Raw genomic sequence first — 15,882 nt, 5'->3', positions numbered from 1 at the left:
ACTCATGTGATGTGGCCCACCCGGGCTGACCCAACTGACTGGCATTTGTGGTTGTTCTGAGGCCTCACAACAACCGCTACTGCCAGTTACTTGGGGCCGTTCTGCAACGATGGAGAGGGGAAGTCATGGCCTCTGGCACTTTCGGCTTTCGGGCATACACGCTCTTCGACACACTCCTATGGATCGCCTGCCTTAATGCGCTGTGGATCGTCTTCACGGTGTTGGGTGGGGTTGTCCTGGGGGTTGGTCCAAGCACAGTGGCGGCGCACGTGCTGGTCCGCGACAAAGTCCGCGGGAATGCCGTCCCACTGATACGGCGCTTTGCCTGTGAGTACTTCAAGAACTTTGCCAAGGGAAACGCGCTTGGCCTGCCAGTGCTGGTGGTGGCTGTAGCGCTCACGCTCAATTGGGGTTACTTCTCGGCGGGCTGGGACCTCGGATCGCAGGTGGCGTCGGCGGCAATCCTGGTCGCGGTCCTGTTTGCCGCAGGTGCCGTTTGCTATTTGTTCCCCATGTTCGCCCGCTACCAGCTTCCGCTCGCGCAGTACTTTGTGATGTCATCCCGGTTCGCCATGCGCCACTTGGCGGGCACCGCGATCCTGCTGTTCGTGACAGCTGCTGCTGTTTTCGCGTGCCGCTCCCTGCCGGGCCTGGTGCCCTTCTTCGGTGTCGGTGCCTGGCTCTATGTCACGGGTTGGCTTTGCGACCGCTTCTTCACGGCTAATGACGAAGCCATGGCCAGTGCGGTAGCTGCTTCCGAAACTGCAGTGGCAACCACGCCGACAACTCCCGTCAAGGAGGGCAGCTTTGTCTGACGCCAGCCGAAAGGTCCCGCCCATTGATGGCAGGCAGGTCCTCCACCGGTCCCTTGATGTCCTTGGCCACGTTGCGCATACCCGCAACGAAATTGGCATCAGTTCCAGTGAAACGTATCAAGACCAGATGGGGCGGCCCTTGTGGAGCCTGAAAAGGTATCCAGCCGAGCCGCCCGCTGCATTAACCAACAACCCCGATGAAGTGGAAAAGGAAAAACCATGACCCGTAGAAAATCAACGCTGGCGGCCGCCGTCGTCGTTTCTGCTGCCCTGGCGCTGACCGCCTGTGGCGGGGGACAGCCCGCAGCCGCTGACCTATCGTCAATCAGCATCATGGCGCCTTACTTCGAAGCGCAGCCACCTGCGGCCGATGGTGCCGCGATGAAGAAGGTCGACGAAATCACCGGCAAAGACCTGAGTGTCACGTGGGTCCCCAATGCCTCCTATGAGGAAAAGACCAATATCACCTTGGCTTCCTCGGAGATCCCCCACGCCATGGTCATCCAGAGCAAGTCGCCGGGATTCGTGAAGAACGCTGAGGCCGGCGCGTTTTGGGACCTGACGGACAAACTTTCCAAGTACCCCAACCTGACCACCACCACGCCCGAGATCCAAAACAATGCCTCCATCAACGGCAAGGTATATGGGGTCTTCCGTGGCCGTTCACCGATGCGCGCAGCAGTCATGTTCCGCCAGGACTGGCTGGACAAGCTGGGCCTGCAGCCGCCGAAAACAACTGAAGACCTCTACAACGTGGCCAAAGCGTTCACCGAACAAGATCCGGACGGCAACGGCCAAAACGACACGTGGGGCATCACCATCCCCAAGTGGGGCGCCCTGGGCACCAACAGCCCGTACGACATCATCGAAGAATGGTTCGGTGCCGGAAACCGCTGGACTGAACGCGACGGAAAGCTCGTGCCCAGCTTCGAGACCGACGAATTCCTCGAAGCCGACCGCTTCATCAAGAAGATGGTGGACGAGAAGCTTATCAACGCAGACTTCGCCACATTTGATGGCACAAAATGGAACGAGCCGTTCCTCAACGGCAAGGGAGGCATCATCGTTGATGTCGATTCCCGCGTCAGCCAGCTGGTGACGCTGTTCAAACAGGCCACTCCGGCCGACTACGCCACCAAGGTTGGTTTCGTTGGAAACCTGAAGGGACCCGATGGCACGTTGCACGCGCACCCGACCGATGGGTACGCCGGATTCATCGCAGTGCCAAAGGCAAAGGTCCGCACAGAAGCAGAGCTTGACCAGGTGCTGGCATTCCTGGACAAGTTGAATTCCAAGGACGCCGCGATCGTCCTCAACAACGGCATCGAGGGCGTCAACTTCACCGTGCAGGATGGCAAGGCCGTGACAATTACGCCGGAAACCTCCGAGGGCAAGGCCGTCAGCGCGGATGTGAAGAGCGGCCTGGCCCAGCTGGGGATGAACGTTGCAGGGAACCAGTTCTACACGCCCAAGCAGGCCACCGATTATGAACAGAAGGTCTACGACGAGCGCCTTGAAGTCATGGCTGCAGACCTGAAGAGCGCTGTGTACAACCCGGCGGCTTCGTTTGTCTCGCCAACCTATGTGGCCAAGGGTGCGCAGTTGGACAACATCGTTGCTGACGCACGGATCAAGTACCTTGCCGGGCAGATCGACGAGCAGGGCCTGAAGGACGCCATCAAGCTGTGGAACACCAGCGGCGGTGACAAGGTCAAGGAAGAGATCAACAAGCTCTGGCAGGAAAGCGGTAAGTGAGCGTCACCCAGCTTGAGAGCCGGGAGCGGGAGGCAGCCAAGGCGTCGCCTCCCGCGCCCCGGCGGCGTGCCGGGTTCGCGGTCCACTTCGCGCACTACAAGTGGCTGTACCTGCTCCTGCTTCCGGGCTTGGCGTACTTCCTGATTTTCCGGTACGGGCCCATGTACGGCGTAAGTATTGCCTTCAAGGACTTCGTACCGTTCCTCGGAATCAATGACAGCCCTTGGGTCGGGTTCCGGCACTTCGAAGACTTCTTCGCGAACCCGGACTTCCCGCGGCTCCTGGGCAACACCCTGATCCTTGCCTTCCTGAACCTCGGCATTGGCTTCCCCTTGACGGTCATTCTGGCGTTGCTGCTCAACGAAGTCAGGCTGAACATCCTCAAGCGCACAGTCCAGACCCTGGTGTACATCCCGCACTTCCTGTCCTGGACAATCGTTGCTTCGCTGAGTTTCCTGCTGTTCGCGTTGGACATCGGTCCGCTGTTCACCTTCCTGAACGGGGTGTTGGGCACCAATATCGATTTCCTGACGGACCCTGCCTGGTTCCGGCCCTTGATCCTGCTTCAGGACATCTGGAAGAACACCGGCTGGGGGACCATCATCTTCCTGGCGGCTCTTGCCACGGTGGACCAGGACCAATATGAGGCAGCCATTATCGACGGCGCCGGAAGGTTTCGCAGGGTCTGGCACATCACCTTGCCCGCCATCCGATCCACCATCATCGTCATGCTGATCCTCGCTGTGGGCCAGGTGCTGAACACCGGGTTCGAGCAGATCTACCTCATGACCAACGCGCTCAACCGCAGCGTGGCCGACGTGTTCGATACCTACGTGTACTTCGTCGGCATCACCCAGGGGGCCTACAGCTACAGCACTGCTGTAGGCCTGTTCAAATCCGTGGTGGGCATCATCCTCATCTTCGGCACTAACTGGTTGTCCAAGAGGTTCAACCAGAGCGGACTGTTCTAGCCATGAAAATCCACAACACCACAGGCGGGCGGGTCTTCGACGCCGCCAACTACGTCTTCCTGGCAGGGATCGGCATCCTGACCCTGCTGCCGTTCGTGTACGTTTTAGCTGGCTCTTTTGCCACGGAAGCGGAAATCACGCGCCGGCCGTTCTTCGTCTGGCCCGAGCAGTTCACGCTGGGGGCGTACGAGTACATCTTCTCCACTCCGGCGTTCCCAAAGGCACTCCTCACCACCGTGCTTGTCACCGTCGTGGGAACGCTCATCCAGTTGGCCCTCACGGTGACCATGGCGTACCCGCTCGCCAAACGCGGCCTGCGCGGACGGCGGCTGATCCTTAACCTCGTGGTCTTCGCCATGGTCTTCTCCGGCGGCATGATCCCCACGTTCCTTCTCGTCAAGGACCTGGGCCTGCTGAACACGTATTGGGCGCTGATCCTGCCCGCGGCGATCAACCCGTTCAGCCTGATCATCATCAAGAACTTCTTCCAGGAGCTCCCTGCCGAGCTCGAAGAATCAGCCAAAATGGATGGCGCAACCGAGGTAGGGATCCTTTGGCGGATCCTGCTGCCCCTGTCCAAACCGGTGCTGGCCACGTTCGCGCTGTTCTATGCCGTCGGGATTTGGAACGACTTCATGTCCCCGCTGCTCTACCTGAGCGACAACAGCATGTGGACCCTGCAGATGTACCTGCGCCAAGTCACCGCGGCTGCCGACCTCTTGGGCACCGGAAACGTTGACCCCAGCTACGTTCCCCCGGAACAAAGCGTGAAGTTTGCCGTGATCGTGGTGGCAACACTGCCCATCCTGCTCTTCTACCCGTTCCTGCAAAAGCACTTTGCCAAGGGCATGCTGATCGGTTCGGTCAAGGGCTAGGTCCAAGGGCGCGGTCCCAGGGTTAAGGCACTAAAGAAAGGAATCCCATGAAAATCCTCCTCGCGGGCGACTCCACCGTGGCCGCCTGCCCCAGCTACGAATATCCGATGAGCGGTTGGGGAGCCCATCTGGCTCCTGAAACCTACTGGTGGGCCGCGGTCCACAACTACGCGAAGGGTGGCGCCACTACGGAGTCGTTCCGCGAGGAAGGCCTCTGGTACCAGTTGCTGCATCAGGCTGTGCAGGGCGACCTCGTGCTGATCCAGTTCGGTCATAACGACCAGAAGCGTGACCACCTCGCGGCAAGCGCAGGCTATGACGCGAATCTTCGTCGGATGGTGGCAGACGTCCGGGCCAAGGGCGGCATTCCTGTCCTCTGTACCTCGGTGGAACGCCGACATTTCAGCGAGGGGCAATTGGACGTCACCCTTGGCGAATACCCCGCCGTGGTGCGCGAGCTCGCGGACGAACTCGGGCTGGATTTCATAGACCTCAACCACTGGACACGCGCACTGTACGAGGAATTGGGGGCCGAGGGATCCAAGGAGCTTTTCTTCCACTTCGCCCCGGGTGAGCACGCCCACTGGGCCGGCGGCTTGGAAGACAACACGCACTTCCACGAGAAGGGCGCCAAGCGGATCGCCGTGTATGTCGCTGAACAGCTCGAGTCGTTGGGCTATGGGCTGGCGGCCACCCTCAAAGTGGGTGCACGGGTTTGAGCCTGGCCACCATCTACCGCAATGCGCTTCGCGGACCGGAGGACGTCGCTTCCTGGGTCGCCGAGGGCCCGGTCCAGCTGGGAACGTACGACGGCGACGGGCGGGGGGCGGTTGCGGACGGCCACGGCGCGCTGGTCCTGGCGGGGTCACTGGACCCCGAGGAATACGGCGACCACGCTCACTGGACCCTGTGGTGTCCGGAGGAACTCCCTGATCACGTCCGGATCTCGTGGGAGTTCCTGCCCTTGGAGGAGCCTGGCCTGGCCATGGTGTTTTTCTCCGCGCGCGGGCATGGCGGGGAGGATCTTTTCTCCGCAGCACTGGCTCCGCGAACGGGCTTCTATCCGGAGTACCACTCGGGAGACATCGACGCGCTCCACGTCTCCTACTTCCGGCACAAGTACGCATCCGAACGGGCTTTCCGGACGTGCAACCTGCGCAAGAGTGCCGGGTTCGAACTGGTGGCACAGGGCGCCGATCCGCTCCCACCTACAGAGGATGCGAATGGTTTCTATCGGATGGAAATCATCAAAGACGGCCCACGCGTGGCTTTCTCGGTCAATGGATTGCCTTTGTTCGATTGGACGGATCCCAGCCAGCACATCCTGGGCGGTGGCTACTTCGGAATCCGACAGATGGCTCCGCTGAAGGCCGCCTACCGGGAGCTCACCGTGGAACCGCTGTAGCCTCGAAGCAATTGTGACGGGGGACACTCAGTATGACGTAGGATGTCCTCTAGGCGCGTCAAGCCCGTCCAGGTTACGTCGTCGTGAATCAGCCCCTCCAAGCCCCACCTGAACCGGAATGGACCATGCCCCTCTTTGACCTTCCCCTCGACCAGCTCCGCGCCTACACTTCCAGCGCCGTCCCGCCCGGAGACTTCGAGGCCTTTTGGGACCGTACTGTTGCAGAGGCGCGGGCCCTGCCGCTGGATGCCGTGTTCGAGCCGGTGGAGAACTATCTGGGCATCATCGATACCTTCGACGTCACGTTTTCGGGCTTCGGCGGGCACCGCATCAAGGGCTGGCTGCATGTACCGTCGCATCTCCAGCCAGGTCAGCAGCTTCCCGTGGTAGTTGAATACATCGGCTATTCCGGCGGCCGTGGACTCGTCAACCAGAACACCCGTTGGGCGCAGGCCGGCTACGCGCACTTCATCATGGACACCCGGGGCCAGGGCTACGGCGGTGTTTCCGGAGACACGCCGGATCCGCACCCTTCGGCAGGTGGCGTGGCCTACGCCGGGCTGATGACCCGCGGTGCCGGACACCAGGACGATTACTACTTCCGACGCGTCTACGTGGACGCCTTCCGTGCGGTAGAAGCGGCACAGCACCATCCCGCCGTCGACCCTTCCAAAGTGGTTCTTGCCGGCGTCAGCCAAGGCGGCGGCATCACAGTGGCGGCTGCCGGACTTACTGCCGGAAGGCTCGACGGCGTCATCGCCGCCCTGCCCGACGTCCCCTTCCTGCAGGACTTCCCTCGGGCGATCGATATCGCGCCGCGCGGCCCGTACCCCGAGATCGCGGGGTTCCTGGGCCGACATCGCGACCGCTACGAGTCCATGCTTGCCGTCCTCAACTATTTCGACGGAGTCCACCTCGGCCGGGCGGCGACTGTGCCGGCGCTGTTCTCGGCGGCGCAGATGGACGATATCTGCCCGCCCTCCACAGTGTTTGCCAGCTTCAACAACTACGGCGTGTCAGGAGGATCGCCGGAGAAGGATATTGAGGTTTACCGCTTCAACAACCACGAGGGCGGGCAAGAGCACCATTGGATCAAACAGTTGCAGTTCCTTCGCAAACTACTGTCATCTTGATGGACCCGATTTGCCCGGTTCGCCGAACCGCGGTTATGGTGTGGCTATGACTAAGCGTTGGTATGCGTATTTTTCGTTGGCTCTGGAGGGGCCCGCGTCTAACTGACACGCATCCAACTTTCCTTCAGAGCCAACAGGGCAGAGATTATTCTCTGCCCTTCGCCATATCCGGCGGGTTCTGAAAAGGGGCCCGCTCCGCATCCGGAACAGGACCCAGAAATGACCAGCATCGCCGCAGAATCCCCCGAAACGCTCGACGCCGAAGCACCTAGTGCCGTTGCAGACGCAGCCCAGCCCGCAACGTCCAACCTGCGCGTCAGCCGCTTCGAGCCGCTTCCGGCACCCCAGGACCTCATCGCTGGGCTGCCGCTGGACGCCCGCTCAGCTGCCGTCGTCGAACGCGGCCGTGACGAAGTCCGCGCCATCATGGACGGCGTCGATGACCGCCTGCTGGTCATCGTCGGTCCCTGCTCAATCCACGACCCCAAGGCCGGCCTCGAATACGCCCGCCGGCTGGTAAGCCAGGCCGAGAAGCACAAGGAAGACCTGCTGATCGTCATGCGGACCTACTTCGAGAAGCCGCGCACCACCGTTGGCTGGAAGGGTCTCATCAACGATCCCCACCTGGACGGCAGCCACGACATCGCTGCCGGCCTCCGCGCCGCCCGCGGCTTCCTCAAGCAGGTCACTGCGCTGGGCCTGCCCACCGCCACTGAATTCCTCGAGCCCATCAGTCCGCAATACATGGCGGACCTCGTGTCTTGGGGCGCGATCGGCGCCCGCACCACCGAAAGCCAGATCCACCGCCAGCTCGCATCCGGGCTGTCCATGCCCATCGGCTTCAAAAACGGCACCGATGGCGACCTCCAGGTGGCGATTGACGCCTGTGGCGCCTCGGCCGCTGAGCAAGCCTTCCTGGGAATCGACGACGACGGCCGCGCGGCTCTCGTGGCGACCTCCGGCAACCCGGATACGCACGTCATCCTGCGCGGAGGCCGCAAGGGACCGAACTACTCGCAGGAAGACGTTGCCGCGGCCTCGTCGAAGCTGGCCGCGAAGGGTCTGAACCCCCGCCTGATCGTGGACGCCAGCCACGCCAACAGCGGCAAGAGCCACCACCGCCAGGCAGAGGTTGCCCTGGAGATCGGTGCCCAGCTCGAGGCAGGGGAGTCCTCGCCGATCGCAGGTGTCATGCTGGAGAGCTTCCTTGTGGGTGGTGCGCAGAATCTGGATGTGGCCAAGCAGCTGGCCGGCGAGCAGGAACTCGTCTACGGCCAGAGCGTGACGGATGCCTGCATGGAGTGGGACGTCACTGCGTCGGTTCTGGAACAGCTCGCATCCTCTGCGCGGAAACGTCGGCTGGCTACGGGGGAGTAGCTGGGGAGTAAAGTCCCACTTCGCCGAAATGCTTTCACATTGGTCACTTCAGCCTCTAGAGTATCTAGCACATGGTTGTTTGATGGCTCAGCATCGGCACACCGTTCTACTGGGGGGTGTCCTGTCCAGCTGAGAGCAAAGGAATATGGGAAATGTCCGCAGAGACTAACTTCTCGAATGCGCGTTTCATGACTGTGGCTGAAGTAGCCGACGTCTTGCGTGTTTCCAAAATGACTGTGTATCGCCTGGTCCACTCAGGGGAAATGCCTGCCGTCAGGTTCGGCCGTTCCTTCCGGGTGCCGGAAGAGGCCGTTGCCCAGTACCTCAAGGGTGCTGTGGTGGACGGGCAATCGGAGTCCGCCTGAGGGCGCCGGGGTCCGTCCCTCGGACCGTGGTCATAGGGTGCCCCTTTGAAGCGGTACTCTGTTAAGGAACGTTTTACGTCAATGTAAGAATCTGTCAGTTGTACTGTCTGCTGCTAGTCCGCGGATCCGTTCCAACAGACAGGACCTTCATCTAGTTTGTAAGGAACTTTCGTGGGTTCAGTTATTAAGAAGCGCCGCAAGCGTATGGCCAAGAAGAAGCACCGCAAGCTGCTTCGCAAGACTCGCCACCAGCGCCGCAATAAGAAGTAGAGATACTTCACCAAGCGTGAATGCCCGTTGCCTTCCAAGGTGGCGGGCATTTTTGCTCTCTCACGTCCTGAGGTGTTTGGCCGGATGTTCTCTCACGTCCTGAGGTGTTTGGCCGGTTGTTCTCTCACGTCCTGAGGTGTTTGGCCGGATGTTCTCTCACGTCCTGAGGTGTTTGGCCTGATGTTCTCTCACGTCCTGAGGTGTTTGGCCGGTTGTTCTCTCACGTCCCACCTTGGACAAAGCCGGATTCCACGGATGGGTCCATCCAAGCAGTTCGTAGTGCCCTTTTGATCTGCCGAATGGCGTTGGCGAAGTTGTCCGCCAGGTCGTCTTTTCCGAATACAAGGACGGTCCAACCGGCTGATCTAAACGCCTTGTCCCTGCGCCGATCGCTATGCCTTTGCTCCTCCTCAAGGTGATGACCGCCGTCGTACTGTATGGCGAGCCTGCGGCTCTTGAAACCGAGGTCCGCTGAGGGTGAGAAGGGGTCGTTCTCGCGGAGCATGACCTGGAGCTGAGGTTCCGGCAGGTTGGCATCAAGCATGGCTAAACGAAGCAAAGTCTCTGGTGCGGAGTCGGCCCCGACGCGCATGAGGTCAAGGGCCTCACGTGCACGGACTACGCCCTGACGATTCTTGTGCCGCTCGACCATGGTCCGGAGCTCCTTGGCGGTCGCGAAGGGTGCATCGCGCCCCTCAAGATGCGGCCGTGGCACGCGTATCAACTGATCTGCCACACATACGAGGTCATGAAGCGGGAGGCGGCGCGCCAAATCCAACCATGTTCTGGCTCGCGTGCTCATCCAGACGCCCTGTTCCTGCTCAATTTCTCCCTCGAAGTGCTTTTCAGTGTGCCCGATGATGCCCTTGCGGCGAACCGATGGCAGGTGTCGGGGTTTGCTCAAATGCAATTCATTTGAATCCGATAGCCATGCCGGCAACACAAATCCATGGAGCCGGGCGGCCGTCGTATGGGAGATCCAGGCGCCGGGGCTGGCGGACGAGAGGGAACGGGCAGCTGACAAGAGGTCAAAATCCCAATCAGCCGGCCGATACAATCCCCGGCTAACCGGAACAATGTTGCTGCTGCGCCAAATGACTGCGGGGTCGATGCCCGCTGCTTTGGCTTCGTTCAAGCTGAAAGGCCCCAAGATCGGGCTGGATGGGTTGAGTAGCGAATTCTGCATACCCGCATTGTTTCTTGGAAGCCGCAAAGCGTGCAGAAGTTATCCACAGGCAGGCCAGTGCTATTGGAGCATGTGAGAGAGGAACGGTGGAAACGCGTTGGGATGTGAGAGAGGAACGGTGGAAACGCGTTGGGATGTGAGAGAGGAACGGTTAGCGGGGCCCGCGGAACTTTGAGAATCCACGCCAGAGTCCGTAGACGGCGCCGCCGACGGTTGCAGCCTTGAGCCCAAGGGTCGCTGCACGGCGACCGGACCGGAAATCGTAGACCGGCCAGTTGTTGTCGCGAGCATGCCGGCGCAGCTTGGAGTCGGGGTTGATCACCACGGGGTGGCCCACCATAGTGAGCAGCGGGATGTCATTGGCGGAATCGCTGTAAGCCCAGCAGTGTTCCAGGTCCAAACCTTCTTGGTCAGCAATGAGTTGGACCGCGATGGCCTTGGCCGGCCCGTGGAGGATGTCACCCACCAGCTTGCCGGTATACATTCCGTCATGGACCTCGCCCACGGTCCCCAGCGCGCCCGTCAGGCCGAGCCTTGTGGAGATGACTGTGGCAACCTCAATGGGTGTGGCTGTCACTAGCCATACACGCCGGCCGACACGAAGGTGTTGCTCCGCGAGCGCCTTGGTTCCGGGCCAGATCCGTGACTCGATCATTTCGTCATAAACTTCTTCGCCGAGGGCTTTGATGTCCTCCACGGTTATCCCGGCAGCCAAGGTCAGGGCCGAATCGCGCACGGCATGGACGTCGTCCATGTTCTCGCCCCGCATCACAAACTTGAACTGCTTCCACGCGAAGCCAGCCGCCTGGGACAGCGTAAAGGCCCTGCGTTCGTACATCTTGCGAGCCACATGGAAGAGGCTGGCGCCCTTCATCAGGGTGTTATCGACGTCGAAGAAGGCGGCTTCGCCGGTGTGCTGTGGCACCTTGGCGTCGGCGACCACAGCGGCGTTCTTCTCGTCGGGCATGCCTTGAGTCTAGTCAATCGCCAGGCCCCCGCGTTGAGGGCGCACGACGAGGGCTGCCGTGTGGACGTGAGAGAGGATCGGGGGTTTGGGGGTGGGATGTGAGAGAGGATCGGGGGTTTGGGGGTGGGATGTGAGAGAGGATCGGGGGTTTGGGGGTGGGATGTGAGAGAGGATCGGGGCGGTTACCGTTGTGTCATGGCTATTCCCGACGTCGTTCTCCTCACCAAAGCTGACTGCCACCTCTGCACGGAGGCGCGTGCCGCCGTCGAACGCGTTACCTCGGCACTGGGCATCCAATGGACAGAGCGGGGGATCGATGATGACGCGGAACTGCAGGAGCGGTACGCGGAGGAAATTCCCGTGGTGTTGGTCGATGGAGTCCAGCGCGACTTTTGGAAGATCGACGAGCAGCGCTTGACCCGTACTTTGAAAAGAGTCATCGAAGGCTGAAGACTACGGACGCTGCAACCCGTAAGTACCGGCTTTTGTTGAGTCCGGCCAAGGGCCATAGAGTGGAACAACAAGCGACGCAATGGAGAAAACCGTGACTGCGCTGGAACCGTCCCCGGGGGCAACAAGCGGGGAAAACGAACCTGCCGCCAAGCAGATCCCGCCCGCGGCCGTGGCCCGGATGACTCTCTATTTGCGCGCGCTCAACTCCCTCCTGGCTGAAGGCGTGGAACGTGTCTCATCAGACGCGTTGGCCGAGGCTTCAGGCGTTAGCTCCTCCACGCTCCGCAAGGACCTCTCCTACGTGGGCTCGTACGGGACCCGCGGTGTGGGCTATGAAGTCCAGTACTTGAGCAGGCACATCGCAGCCGCACTTGGCCTGACGCACGACTGGAAGGTCGCGATCGTCGGTGCCGGTAACCTCGGCAAAGCCTTGGCACGGTATGGCGGCTTCGAGTCCCGGGGATTCGACGTCGTAGCTATCTTCGATGCGGACCCCATGGTGATCGGAAACGAGGTCGGTTGGTTGCGGGTCAGTGATTCGGCCGAACTGGAACGCGTCCTGGAACGCACCCACACCAACATGGTGGTGCTGGCTTTGCCGGCCACCGTGGCCCAGGAAGTCTGCGATCGCGTCATCGCGGCGGGAATCCGGAGCATCCTGAGCTTTGCTCCGGTTCTCCTGCAGGTTCCCCCGCACGTCAACCTTCGGAAGGTGGACATGGCTACCGAACTGCAGATCCTTGCCTACCACGCACAACGGGCGCAGACACCGGGTCAGGCTGTCTAGCCTTTCCGGGTCCGCGCCCGCTGTGGAACGAACTTCCGCGGTTTAGCGGCCGTAAGGGTTCTGGTAAGGGTTACCGAACGGCTGCGGCTTGCGGAAGTACGGAGCCGACGCCGGCAGGTACAGCAGGACGATCGCGGCAACTCCCAGCAGGATCACCAAGAGCTGCAGGATGCCGTACGTGGCGCCGAACTGGAACAATCCGGCGAGGCCCAGAACCGAGATAGCGGCGAAGACGGTGCCGAGGATCCTGGCCCAGTTCTTGCCCTTGCGGACCGGGAACGCAACCAGTGCGTAGAGGCCCAAGGACACGATGGCGCCGATGACTGCGGCAACAACAATGCCGCCGCGCATGCCCTCCAGGGAGCCCTCGGGGAATTCAGTGCCCTGCTGCGCAGCCTGCTGGATCATCGAGTTGATGAAGGCATCTGAGCCCGTGGTGGCCAGGATCAGCGAGCTGATGGCGGACAGGATTCCCGCTGCGATGATCATCCAGAAGGAGATGTTGACCAACTGCGGCACCGTCGCGGGTCCGGGCTGCTGGCTGGGCCAGTTGGTGTCCTGGCCGTACTGCGGAGCCTGCTGACCGTAGGGAGAAGGCTGCCCATATTGCGGTGCCTGCTGGCCGTACTGGGGACTCTGCTGACCGTATTGGGGTGCCGAGGGCTGACCATATTGGGGTGCCGCCGGGGATTGCTGGCCGTACTGCGGAGCGCTCGGCTGCTGGCCATACTGCGGCGTCTGCTGGCCGTACTGGGGACTCTGCTGACCATATTGGGGTGCCTGCTGGCCGTACTGGGGAGCTGAAGGCTGGCCGGGCTGTTCAGGCTTGTTGGCGTCACCGGTGTTGGCCTTGTTGGCATCACCCGAGTTGGCGTCGCCCTTGTTGGCGTCCGCCGGGTTGGAGGGCGGGTATGGAGGGTTGCTCATGGCATTCCTTTGCTTGTTCGACTGCTGGTACGGCTGCCGGGATCAGCAAAAAGACCCTGCCCCCAGCCTGGTTCTGCTTCCACCGTACCTCCGCGGTCTGGTGCTGCGGATGATCACACGCAGGAATTTCCTGCTTCCGATGAAATCATCACGATGGCGTACGCCTTCATGATGAAGGCCGTGGTGGTCCATCGGACCACCACGGCCTTGCGCGCCTGCCGGGTCGTGCTCGATGCGAGGCCGACGGCGGTGCTTATGCCCGGTTAGGCGGCGCCTTTTACTGCCTTGAACCACAGCTGCGAGTTCGGCAACCACATCATGACAACGGCCACTGCGCTGACGAAGAAGCCAAACCAGTTGCTACCCAGGCCTGTACCGGGTCCACCGGCGTTGATGGAGCCAAAGATAGCGAGCAAGAGCGAAACGGCGGCAAGGATGGTGAGGGCCAGCCGTGCCCATTCCTTGCCTTCCTTCATTTTCATGGCGAGTACTATCTGGGCGGCCGCGACAGCCAGGCTGATGATCAAGAGAACCAGGAGGAGTGCGGCGACGCCCGGCATGAAAGCGAACGCCGCGATGATGGCGAAGAGCCCAATGAGGCCAAAGAGGAGCCCAAGGAGCCCCGAGATGACCCAAATAAAGTAGGACACTTTGAGTTCGGTGGGCAGGCCCATGGTCTTGAAGAGACCCGAGAAACCACCTTGCGGTAGGACGTCATTGAAGTTGCGGGGCCCGTCGGTGGGCATTTCGAATCGGAAACCACCCGGTTCTCCGGGTTGCGTCGGCTGGCCTTGCTGACCCGGTCCAGGTTGCGAATACTGGCCGGGTTGCGAATATTGGCCGGGTTGCGACGGCGGCTGGTAGCCCTGGGGTGGTTGGTAGCCCTGCGGCGGTTGGTAACCCGCAGGAGGAACGTTGCCGGGCTGCTGAGGCTGAGCGCCGGGCTGCTGAGGCTCTGGTGCTTCATCTGGGTTACTCATGGCATCACTTTAGACCGCAGGTTGAAGGATGCATAGGAAATTCGGAGCTACTTCGCAGCGAACTACAGGGTGTTTGCCGAATAATCGCAGGGTGACTTCTGAGTATGCGAAACGGCGCCCCCACAGCGGAACTGTGGTGGGGCGCCGTTTGCTCGGGACCGCGGTATTAACTGCCTTGGAGTTAGGCAGCTACCGGTGCGATGAAAGCGAGTTCGAGGTTGATGACAACCTTGTCGCTGACCAGGACGCCACCGGCTTCCAGAACTGCGTTCCAGGTGAGGCCGAAGTCCTTGCGGCTGATGGTGGTTTCGCCGGAGACGCCTGCACGGGTGTTGCCGAAGGGATCCACTGCGACGCCGTTGAACTCGGTTTCGATGGAAACTTCCTTGGTCACTCCCTTGATGGTGAGATCGCCCACAAGATCGAAGCCGTCGCCGTTGGCCTTGACATGGCGGGAGACGAACGTGATCTCCGGGTACTTCTCCACGTCGAAGAAGTCCTCGCCCTTGACGTGGCCATCGCGGTTGACGTCGCCGGAGTCAAAGCTCGCGGTCCGGATGGTTGCGTTGACTTTGGAGTCCGTGAGCGTCTCGCCGACTTCGAGGGTGGCTTCGGCATCCTTGAAGACGCCGCGGACCTTGCTGATACCTGCGTGGCGGACGGTGAAGCCGATCTCGCTGTGGGAGGCGTCGAGGGTCCAGATGCCGGTGGTGACGTTGGCGGGAAGGGTCATCATGATATTGCTCCTGTATGTAGTGGAAGGTACCGCTGGCTTGCCCGGTCGATTGGTTGATGCGTTTACTTGAAGCGTCAACCGAGCTTCGTGTCTAGTATAAACATGCATATGCATCTTTTATTCCAACTCTGCGGAACATTTCGAGAAAACTTTGAGTTCTACTAGCGGTAGAAGATTTCGGATCGCCCCGCTTCTTTGAGAAACTGGTAAACATGCCCCAAGCAACTGTCCATCTGCTTCGCCATGGCGAGGTCCATAATCCCGATGGCGTCCTGTACGGCCGGCTGCCTGAATTCCATCTCTCCGAGCGGGGCCGGGAGATGGCCCGCATGCTGGCCGAGCACTTCGCCGTCCGCGCCAGCGAGGGTGCCAAGATTGTCCACTTGGTCGCCTCGCCGCTCACGCGCGCCCAGGAAACGGCGATGCCAACTGCCGCGGCACTCCATCTCGACATCCATACGGACCCGAGGATCATCGAAGCGGAGAACCACTTCGAAGGACTCCACCCCACGCGTAGCGAATTTTTGAAGCCCAAGCACTGGTTCTATTTCCGGAACCCCATGCGTCCGTCGTGGGGCGAAGCTTACACAGAGCAAGCCGCGCGGGTCCTGGCTGCCGTCGAAGACGCCCGGATCAAGGCGATCGAACTGGGTGGTGACGGCGCTGAGGCCATCCTCGTCAGCCACCAACTGCCCATCTGGGCCACCCGCCTGTCCGCCGAGGGACGCCGGCTGGCGCACGATCCGCGCAAGCGCGAGTGCACCTTGACCTCCTTGACATCCCTGGTCCTCGACGACGACGGCAAAATTGTGCGGGTGGAGTACAGCGAGCCGGCTGCCGTGCTCCTTCCCGGTGCTGCCAGCACTCCGGGGGCTTAGGC

The 15,882-nt window shown here is 61.2% G+C and carries 19 protein-coding genes; 14 read left to right on the top strand and 5 right to left on the bottom strand.

Going from position 1 to position 15,882, the window contains the following annotated elements; translation table 11 throughout:
- Positions 1 to 125: 125 nt before the first annotated feature.
- The 11 genes from ACZ5G6_RS19120 (at position 126) to ACZ5G6_RS19070 (ending at position 8,966) form a co-directional block, all read left to right on the top strand.
- The gene (locus ACZ5G6_RS19120) at positions 126 to 815 is read left to right on the top strand and encodes a YesL family protein (protein ID WP_498687322.1); all 690 of its coding nucleotides are present in this window, start codon (positions 126 to 128) and stop codon (positions 813 to 815) included.
- Complete coding sequence (locus ACZ5G6_RS19115) at positions 808 to 1,038, top strand: hypothetical protein (RefSeq protein WP_498687320.1); 231 nt, start codon at positions 808 to 810, stop codon at positions 1,036 to 1,038. Before ACZ5G6_RS19120 ends, ACZ5G6_RS19115 begins: the two co-directional genes overlap by 8 nt.
- Positions 1,035 to 2,570 (top strand): extracellular solute-binding protein, encoded by a 1,536-nt coding sequence (locus tag ACZ5G6_RS19110; protein ID WP_498687317.1) that lies wholly within the window; start codon positions 1,035 to 1,037, stop codon positions 2,568 to 2,570. Before ACZ5G6_RS19115 ends, ACZ5G6_RS19110 begins: the two co-directional genes overlap by 4 nt.
- Positions 2,567 to 3,541, top strand: a complete 975-nt coding sequence (locus tag ACZ5G6_RS19105; RefSeq protein ID WP_223934395.1) for an ABC transporter permease — start codon at positions 2,567 to 2,569, stop codon at positions 3,539 to 3,541. The genes ACZ5G6_RS19110 and ACZ5G6_RS19105 overlap by 4 nt, the downstream gene beginning before the upstream one ends.
- A gap of 2 nt (positions 3,542 to 3,543) precedes the next feature.
- The gene (locus tag ACZ5G6_RS19100; protein WP_498687314.1) at positions 3,544 to 4,416 is read left to right on the top strand and encodes a carbohydrate ABC transporter permease; all 873 of its coding nucleotides are present in this window, start codon (positions 3,544 to 3,546) and stop codon (positions 4,414 to 4,416) included.
- Positions 4,417 to 4,463: 47 nt separating this feature from the next.
- Positions 4,464 to 5,135: a rhamnogalacturonan acetylesterase gene (locus tag ACZ5G6_RS19095; RefSeq protein ID WP_498687312.1), complete on the top strand. Its 672-nt coding sequence runs from the start codon at positions 4,464 to 4,466 to the stop codon at positions 5,133 to 5,135.
- Positions 5,132 to 5,821 carry a DUF1961 family protein gene (locus ACZ5G6_RS19090; RefSeq protein WP_498687310.1) on the top strand — a complete coding sequence of 230 codons (690 nt, stop codon included), beginning with the start codon at positions 5,132 to 5,134 and terminating at the stop codon, positions 5,819 to 5,821. Before ACZ5G6_RS19095 ends, ACZ5G6_RS19090 begins: the two co-directional genes overlap by 4 nt.
- 125 nt (positions 5,822 to 5,946) lie before the next feature.
- On the top strand, positions 5,947 to 6,954 hold the full coding sequence (locus ACZ5G6_RS19085; RefSeq protein WP_498691957.1) for an acetylxylan esterase: 1,008 nt from the start codon (positions 5,947 to 5,949) through the stop codon (positions 6,952 to 6,954).
- Positions 6,955 to 7,173: 219 nt separating this feature from the next.
- Entirely contained in the window at positions 7,174 to 8,331 is a 1,158-nt protein-coding gene (locus ACZ5G6_RS19080; protein ID WP_223934391.1) for a 3-deoxy-7-phosphoheptulonate synthase, read from the top strand.
- A 152-nt stretch (positions 8,332 to 8,483) separates the two neighbouring features.
- Positions 8,484 to 8,696 (top strand): helix-turn-helix domain-containing protein, encoded by a 213-nt coding sequence (locus ACZ5G6_RS19075; RefSeq protein WP_223934390.1) that lies wholly within the window; start codon positions 8,484 to 8,486, stop codon positions 8,694 to 8,696.
- A 171-nt stretch (positions 8,697 to 8,867) separates the two neighbouring features.
- Positions 8,868 to 8,966, top strand: coding sequence for a 30S ribosomal protein bS22 (locus ACZ5G6_RS19070; RefSeq protein ID WP_003792170.1), 99 nt, complete (start codon positions 8,868 to 8,870; stop codon positions 8,964 to 8,966).
- Between the two features lie 220 nt (positions 8,967 to 9,186).
- On the opposite strand, the gene ACZ5G6_RS19065 is transcribed toward ACZ5G6_RS19070, so the two are convergent.
- Together ACZ5G6_RS19065 and ACZ5G6_RS19060 are read right to left on the bottom strand one after the other, a co-directional pair.
- Complete coding sequence (locus ACZ5G6_RS19065; RefSeq protein ID WP_498687307.1) at positions 9,187 to 10,152, bottom strand: DUF559 domain-containing protein; 966 nt, start codon at positions 10,150 to 10,152, stop codon at positions 9,187 to 9,189.
- A gap of 151 nt (positions 10,153 to 10,303) precedes the next feature.
- Entirely contained in the window at positions 10,304 to 11,119 is an 816-nt protein-coding gene (locus ACZ5G6_RS19060; RefSeq protein ID WP_223934387.1) for an HAD family hydrolase, read from the bottom strand.
- Between the two features lie 195 nt (positions 11,120 to 11,314).
- On the opposite strand from ACZ5G6_RS19060, the gene ACZ5G6_RS19055 reads away from it, so the two are divergent.
- The gene (locus ACZ5G6_RS19055; protein ID WP_223934386.1) at positions 11,315 to 11,569 is read left to right on the top strand and encodes a glutaredoxin family protein; all 255 of its coding nucleotides are present in this window, start codon (positions 11,315 to 11,317) and stop codon (positions 11,567 to 11,569) included.
- A gap of 82 nt (positions 11,570 to 11,651) precedes the next feature.
- Positions 11,652 to 12,359 (top strand): redox-sensing transcriptional repressor Rex, encoded by a 708-nt coding sequence (locus ACZ5G6_RS19050; RefSeq protein ID WP_223934385.1) that lies wholly within the window; start codon positions 11,652 to 11,654, stop codon positions 12,357 to 12,359.
- A 42-nt stretch (positions 12,360 to 12,401) separates the two neighbouring features.
- Here ACZ5G6_RS19050 and ACZ5G6_RS19045 read toward each other — a convergent pair whose 3' ends face one another.
- The 3 genes from ACZ5G6_RS19045 to ACZ5G6_RS19035 all read right to left on the bottom strand — a co-directional run bounded on the left by ACZ5G6_RS19045 (position 12,402) and on the right by ACZ5G6_RS19035 (position 14,999).
- Positions 12,402 to 13,286, bottom strand: a complete 885-nt coding sequence (locus ACZ5G6_RS19045; protein WP_498692019.1) for a hypothetical protein — start codon at positions 13,284 to 13,286, stop codon at positions 12,402 to 12,404.
- A 263-nt stretch (positions 13,287 to 13,549) separates the two neighbouring features.
- A complete protein-coding gene (locus tag ACZ5G6_RS19040) occupies positions 13,550 to 14,266 on the bottom strand; it encodes a hypothetical protein (RefSeq protein ID WP_498687300.1) in 717 nt (238 codons plus the stop codon).
- A gap of 181 nt (positions 14,267 to 14,447) precedes the next feature.
- On the bottom strand, positions 14,448 to 14,999 hold the full coding sequence (locus ACZ5G6_RS19035; RefSeq protein WP_498691954.1) for a YceI family protein: 552 nt from the start codon (positions 14,997 to 14,999) through the stop codon (positions 14,448 to 14,450).
- Positions 15,000 to 15,214: 215 nt separating this feature from the next.
- Between ACZ5G6_RS19035 and ACZ5G6_RS19030 the strand changes: the two genes are divergently transcribed.
- Positions 15,215 to 15,880: a histidine phosphatase family protein gene (locus ACZ5G6_RS19030; protein WP_223934382.1), complete on the top strand. Its 666-nt coding sequence runs from the start codon at positions 15,215 to 15,217 to the stop codon at positions 15,878 to 15,880.
- Positions 15,881 to 15,882 lie beyond the last annotated feature (2 nt).

Source organism: Arthrobacter sp. TmtSoilC51 (assembly GCF_055388015.1).
This window is presented reverse-complemented; position numbering and strand designations above follow the sequence as displayed.

Bases quoted from the DNA above. Each gene is read 5' to 3' on its own strand.
- ACZ5G6_RS19120 (WP_498687322.1), top strand. From the start codon at position 126: ATGGCCTCTGGCACTTTCGGCTTTCGGGCATACACGCTCTTCGACACA.
- ACZ5G6_RS19110 (WP_498687317.1), top strand. From the start codon at position 1,035: ATGACCCGTAGAAAATCAACGCTGGCGGCCGCCGTCGTCGTTTCTGCT.
- ACZ5G6_RS19100 (WP_498687314.1), top strand. From the start codon at position 3,544: ATGAAAATCCACAACACCACAGGCGGGCGGGTCTTCGACGCCGCCAAC.
- ACZ5G6_RS19095 (WP_498687312.1), top strand. From the start codon at position 4,464: ATGAAAATCCTCCTCGCGGGCGACTCCACCGTGGCCGCCTGCCCCAGC.
- ACZ5G6_RS19085 (WP_498691957.1), top strand. From the start codon at position 5,947: ATGCCCCTCTTTGACCTTCCCCTCGACCAGCTCCGCGCCTACACTTCC.
- ACZ5G6_RS19080 (WP_223934391.1), top strand. From the start codon at position 7,174: ATGACCAGCATCGCCGCAGAATCCCCCGAAACGCTCGACGCCGAAGCA.
- ACZ5G6_RS19075 (WP_223934390.1), top strand. From the start codon at position 8,484: ATGTCCGCAGAGACTAACTTCTCGAATGCGCGTTTCATGACTGTGGCT.
- ACZ5G6_RS19065 (WP_498687307.1), bottom strand. From the start codon at position 10,152: ATGCAGAATTCGCTACTCAACCCATCCAGCCCGATCTTGGGGCCTTTC.
- ACZ5G6_RS19060 (WP_223934387.1), bottom strand. From the start codon at position 11,119: ATGCCCGACGAGAAGAACGCCGCTGTGGTCGCCGACGCCAAGGTGCCA.
- ACZ5G6_RS19055 (WP_223934386.1), top strand. From the start codon at position 11,315: ATGGCTATTCCCGACGTCGTTCTCCTCACCAAAGCTGACTGCCACCTC.
- ACZ5G6_RS19050 (WP_223934385.1), top strand. From the start codon at position 11,652: ATGGAGAAAACCGTGACTGCGCTGGAACCGTCCCCGGGGGCAACAAGC.
- ACZ5G6_RS19045 (WP_498692019.1), bottom strand. From the start codon at position 13,286: ATGAGCAACCCTCCATACCCGCCCTCCAACCCGGCGGACGCCAACAAG.
- ACZ5G6_RS19040 (WP_498687300.1), bottom strand. From the start codon at position 14,266: ATGAGTAACCCAGATGAAGCACCAGAGCCTCAGCAGCCCGGCGCTCAG.
- ACZ5G6_RS19035 (WP_498691954.1), bottom strand. From the start codon at position 14,999: ATGACCCTTCCCGCCAACGTCACCACCGGCATCTGGACCCTCGACGCC.
- ACZ5G6_RS19030 (WP_223934382.1), top strand. From the start codon at position 15,215: ATGCCCCAAGCAACTGTCCATCTGCTTCGCCATGGCGAGGTCCATAAT.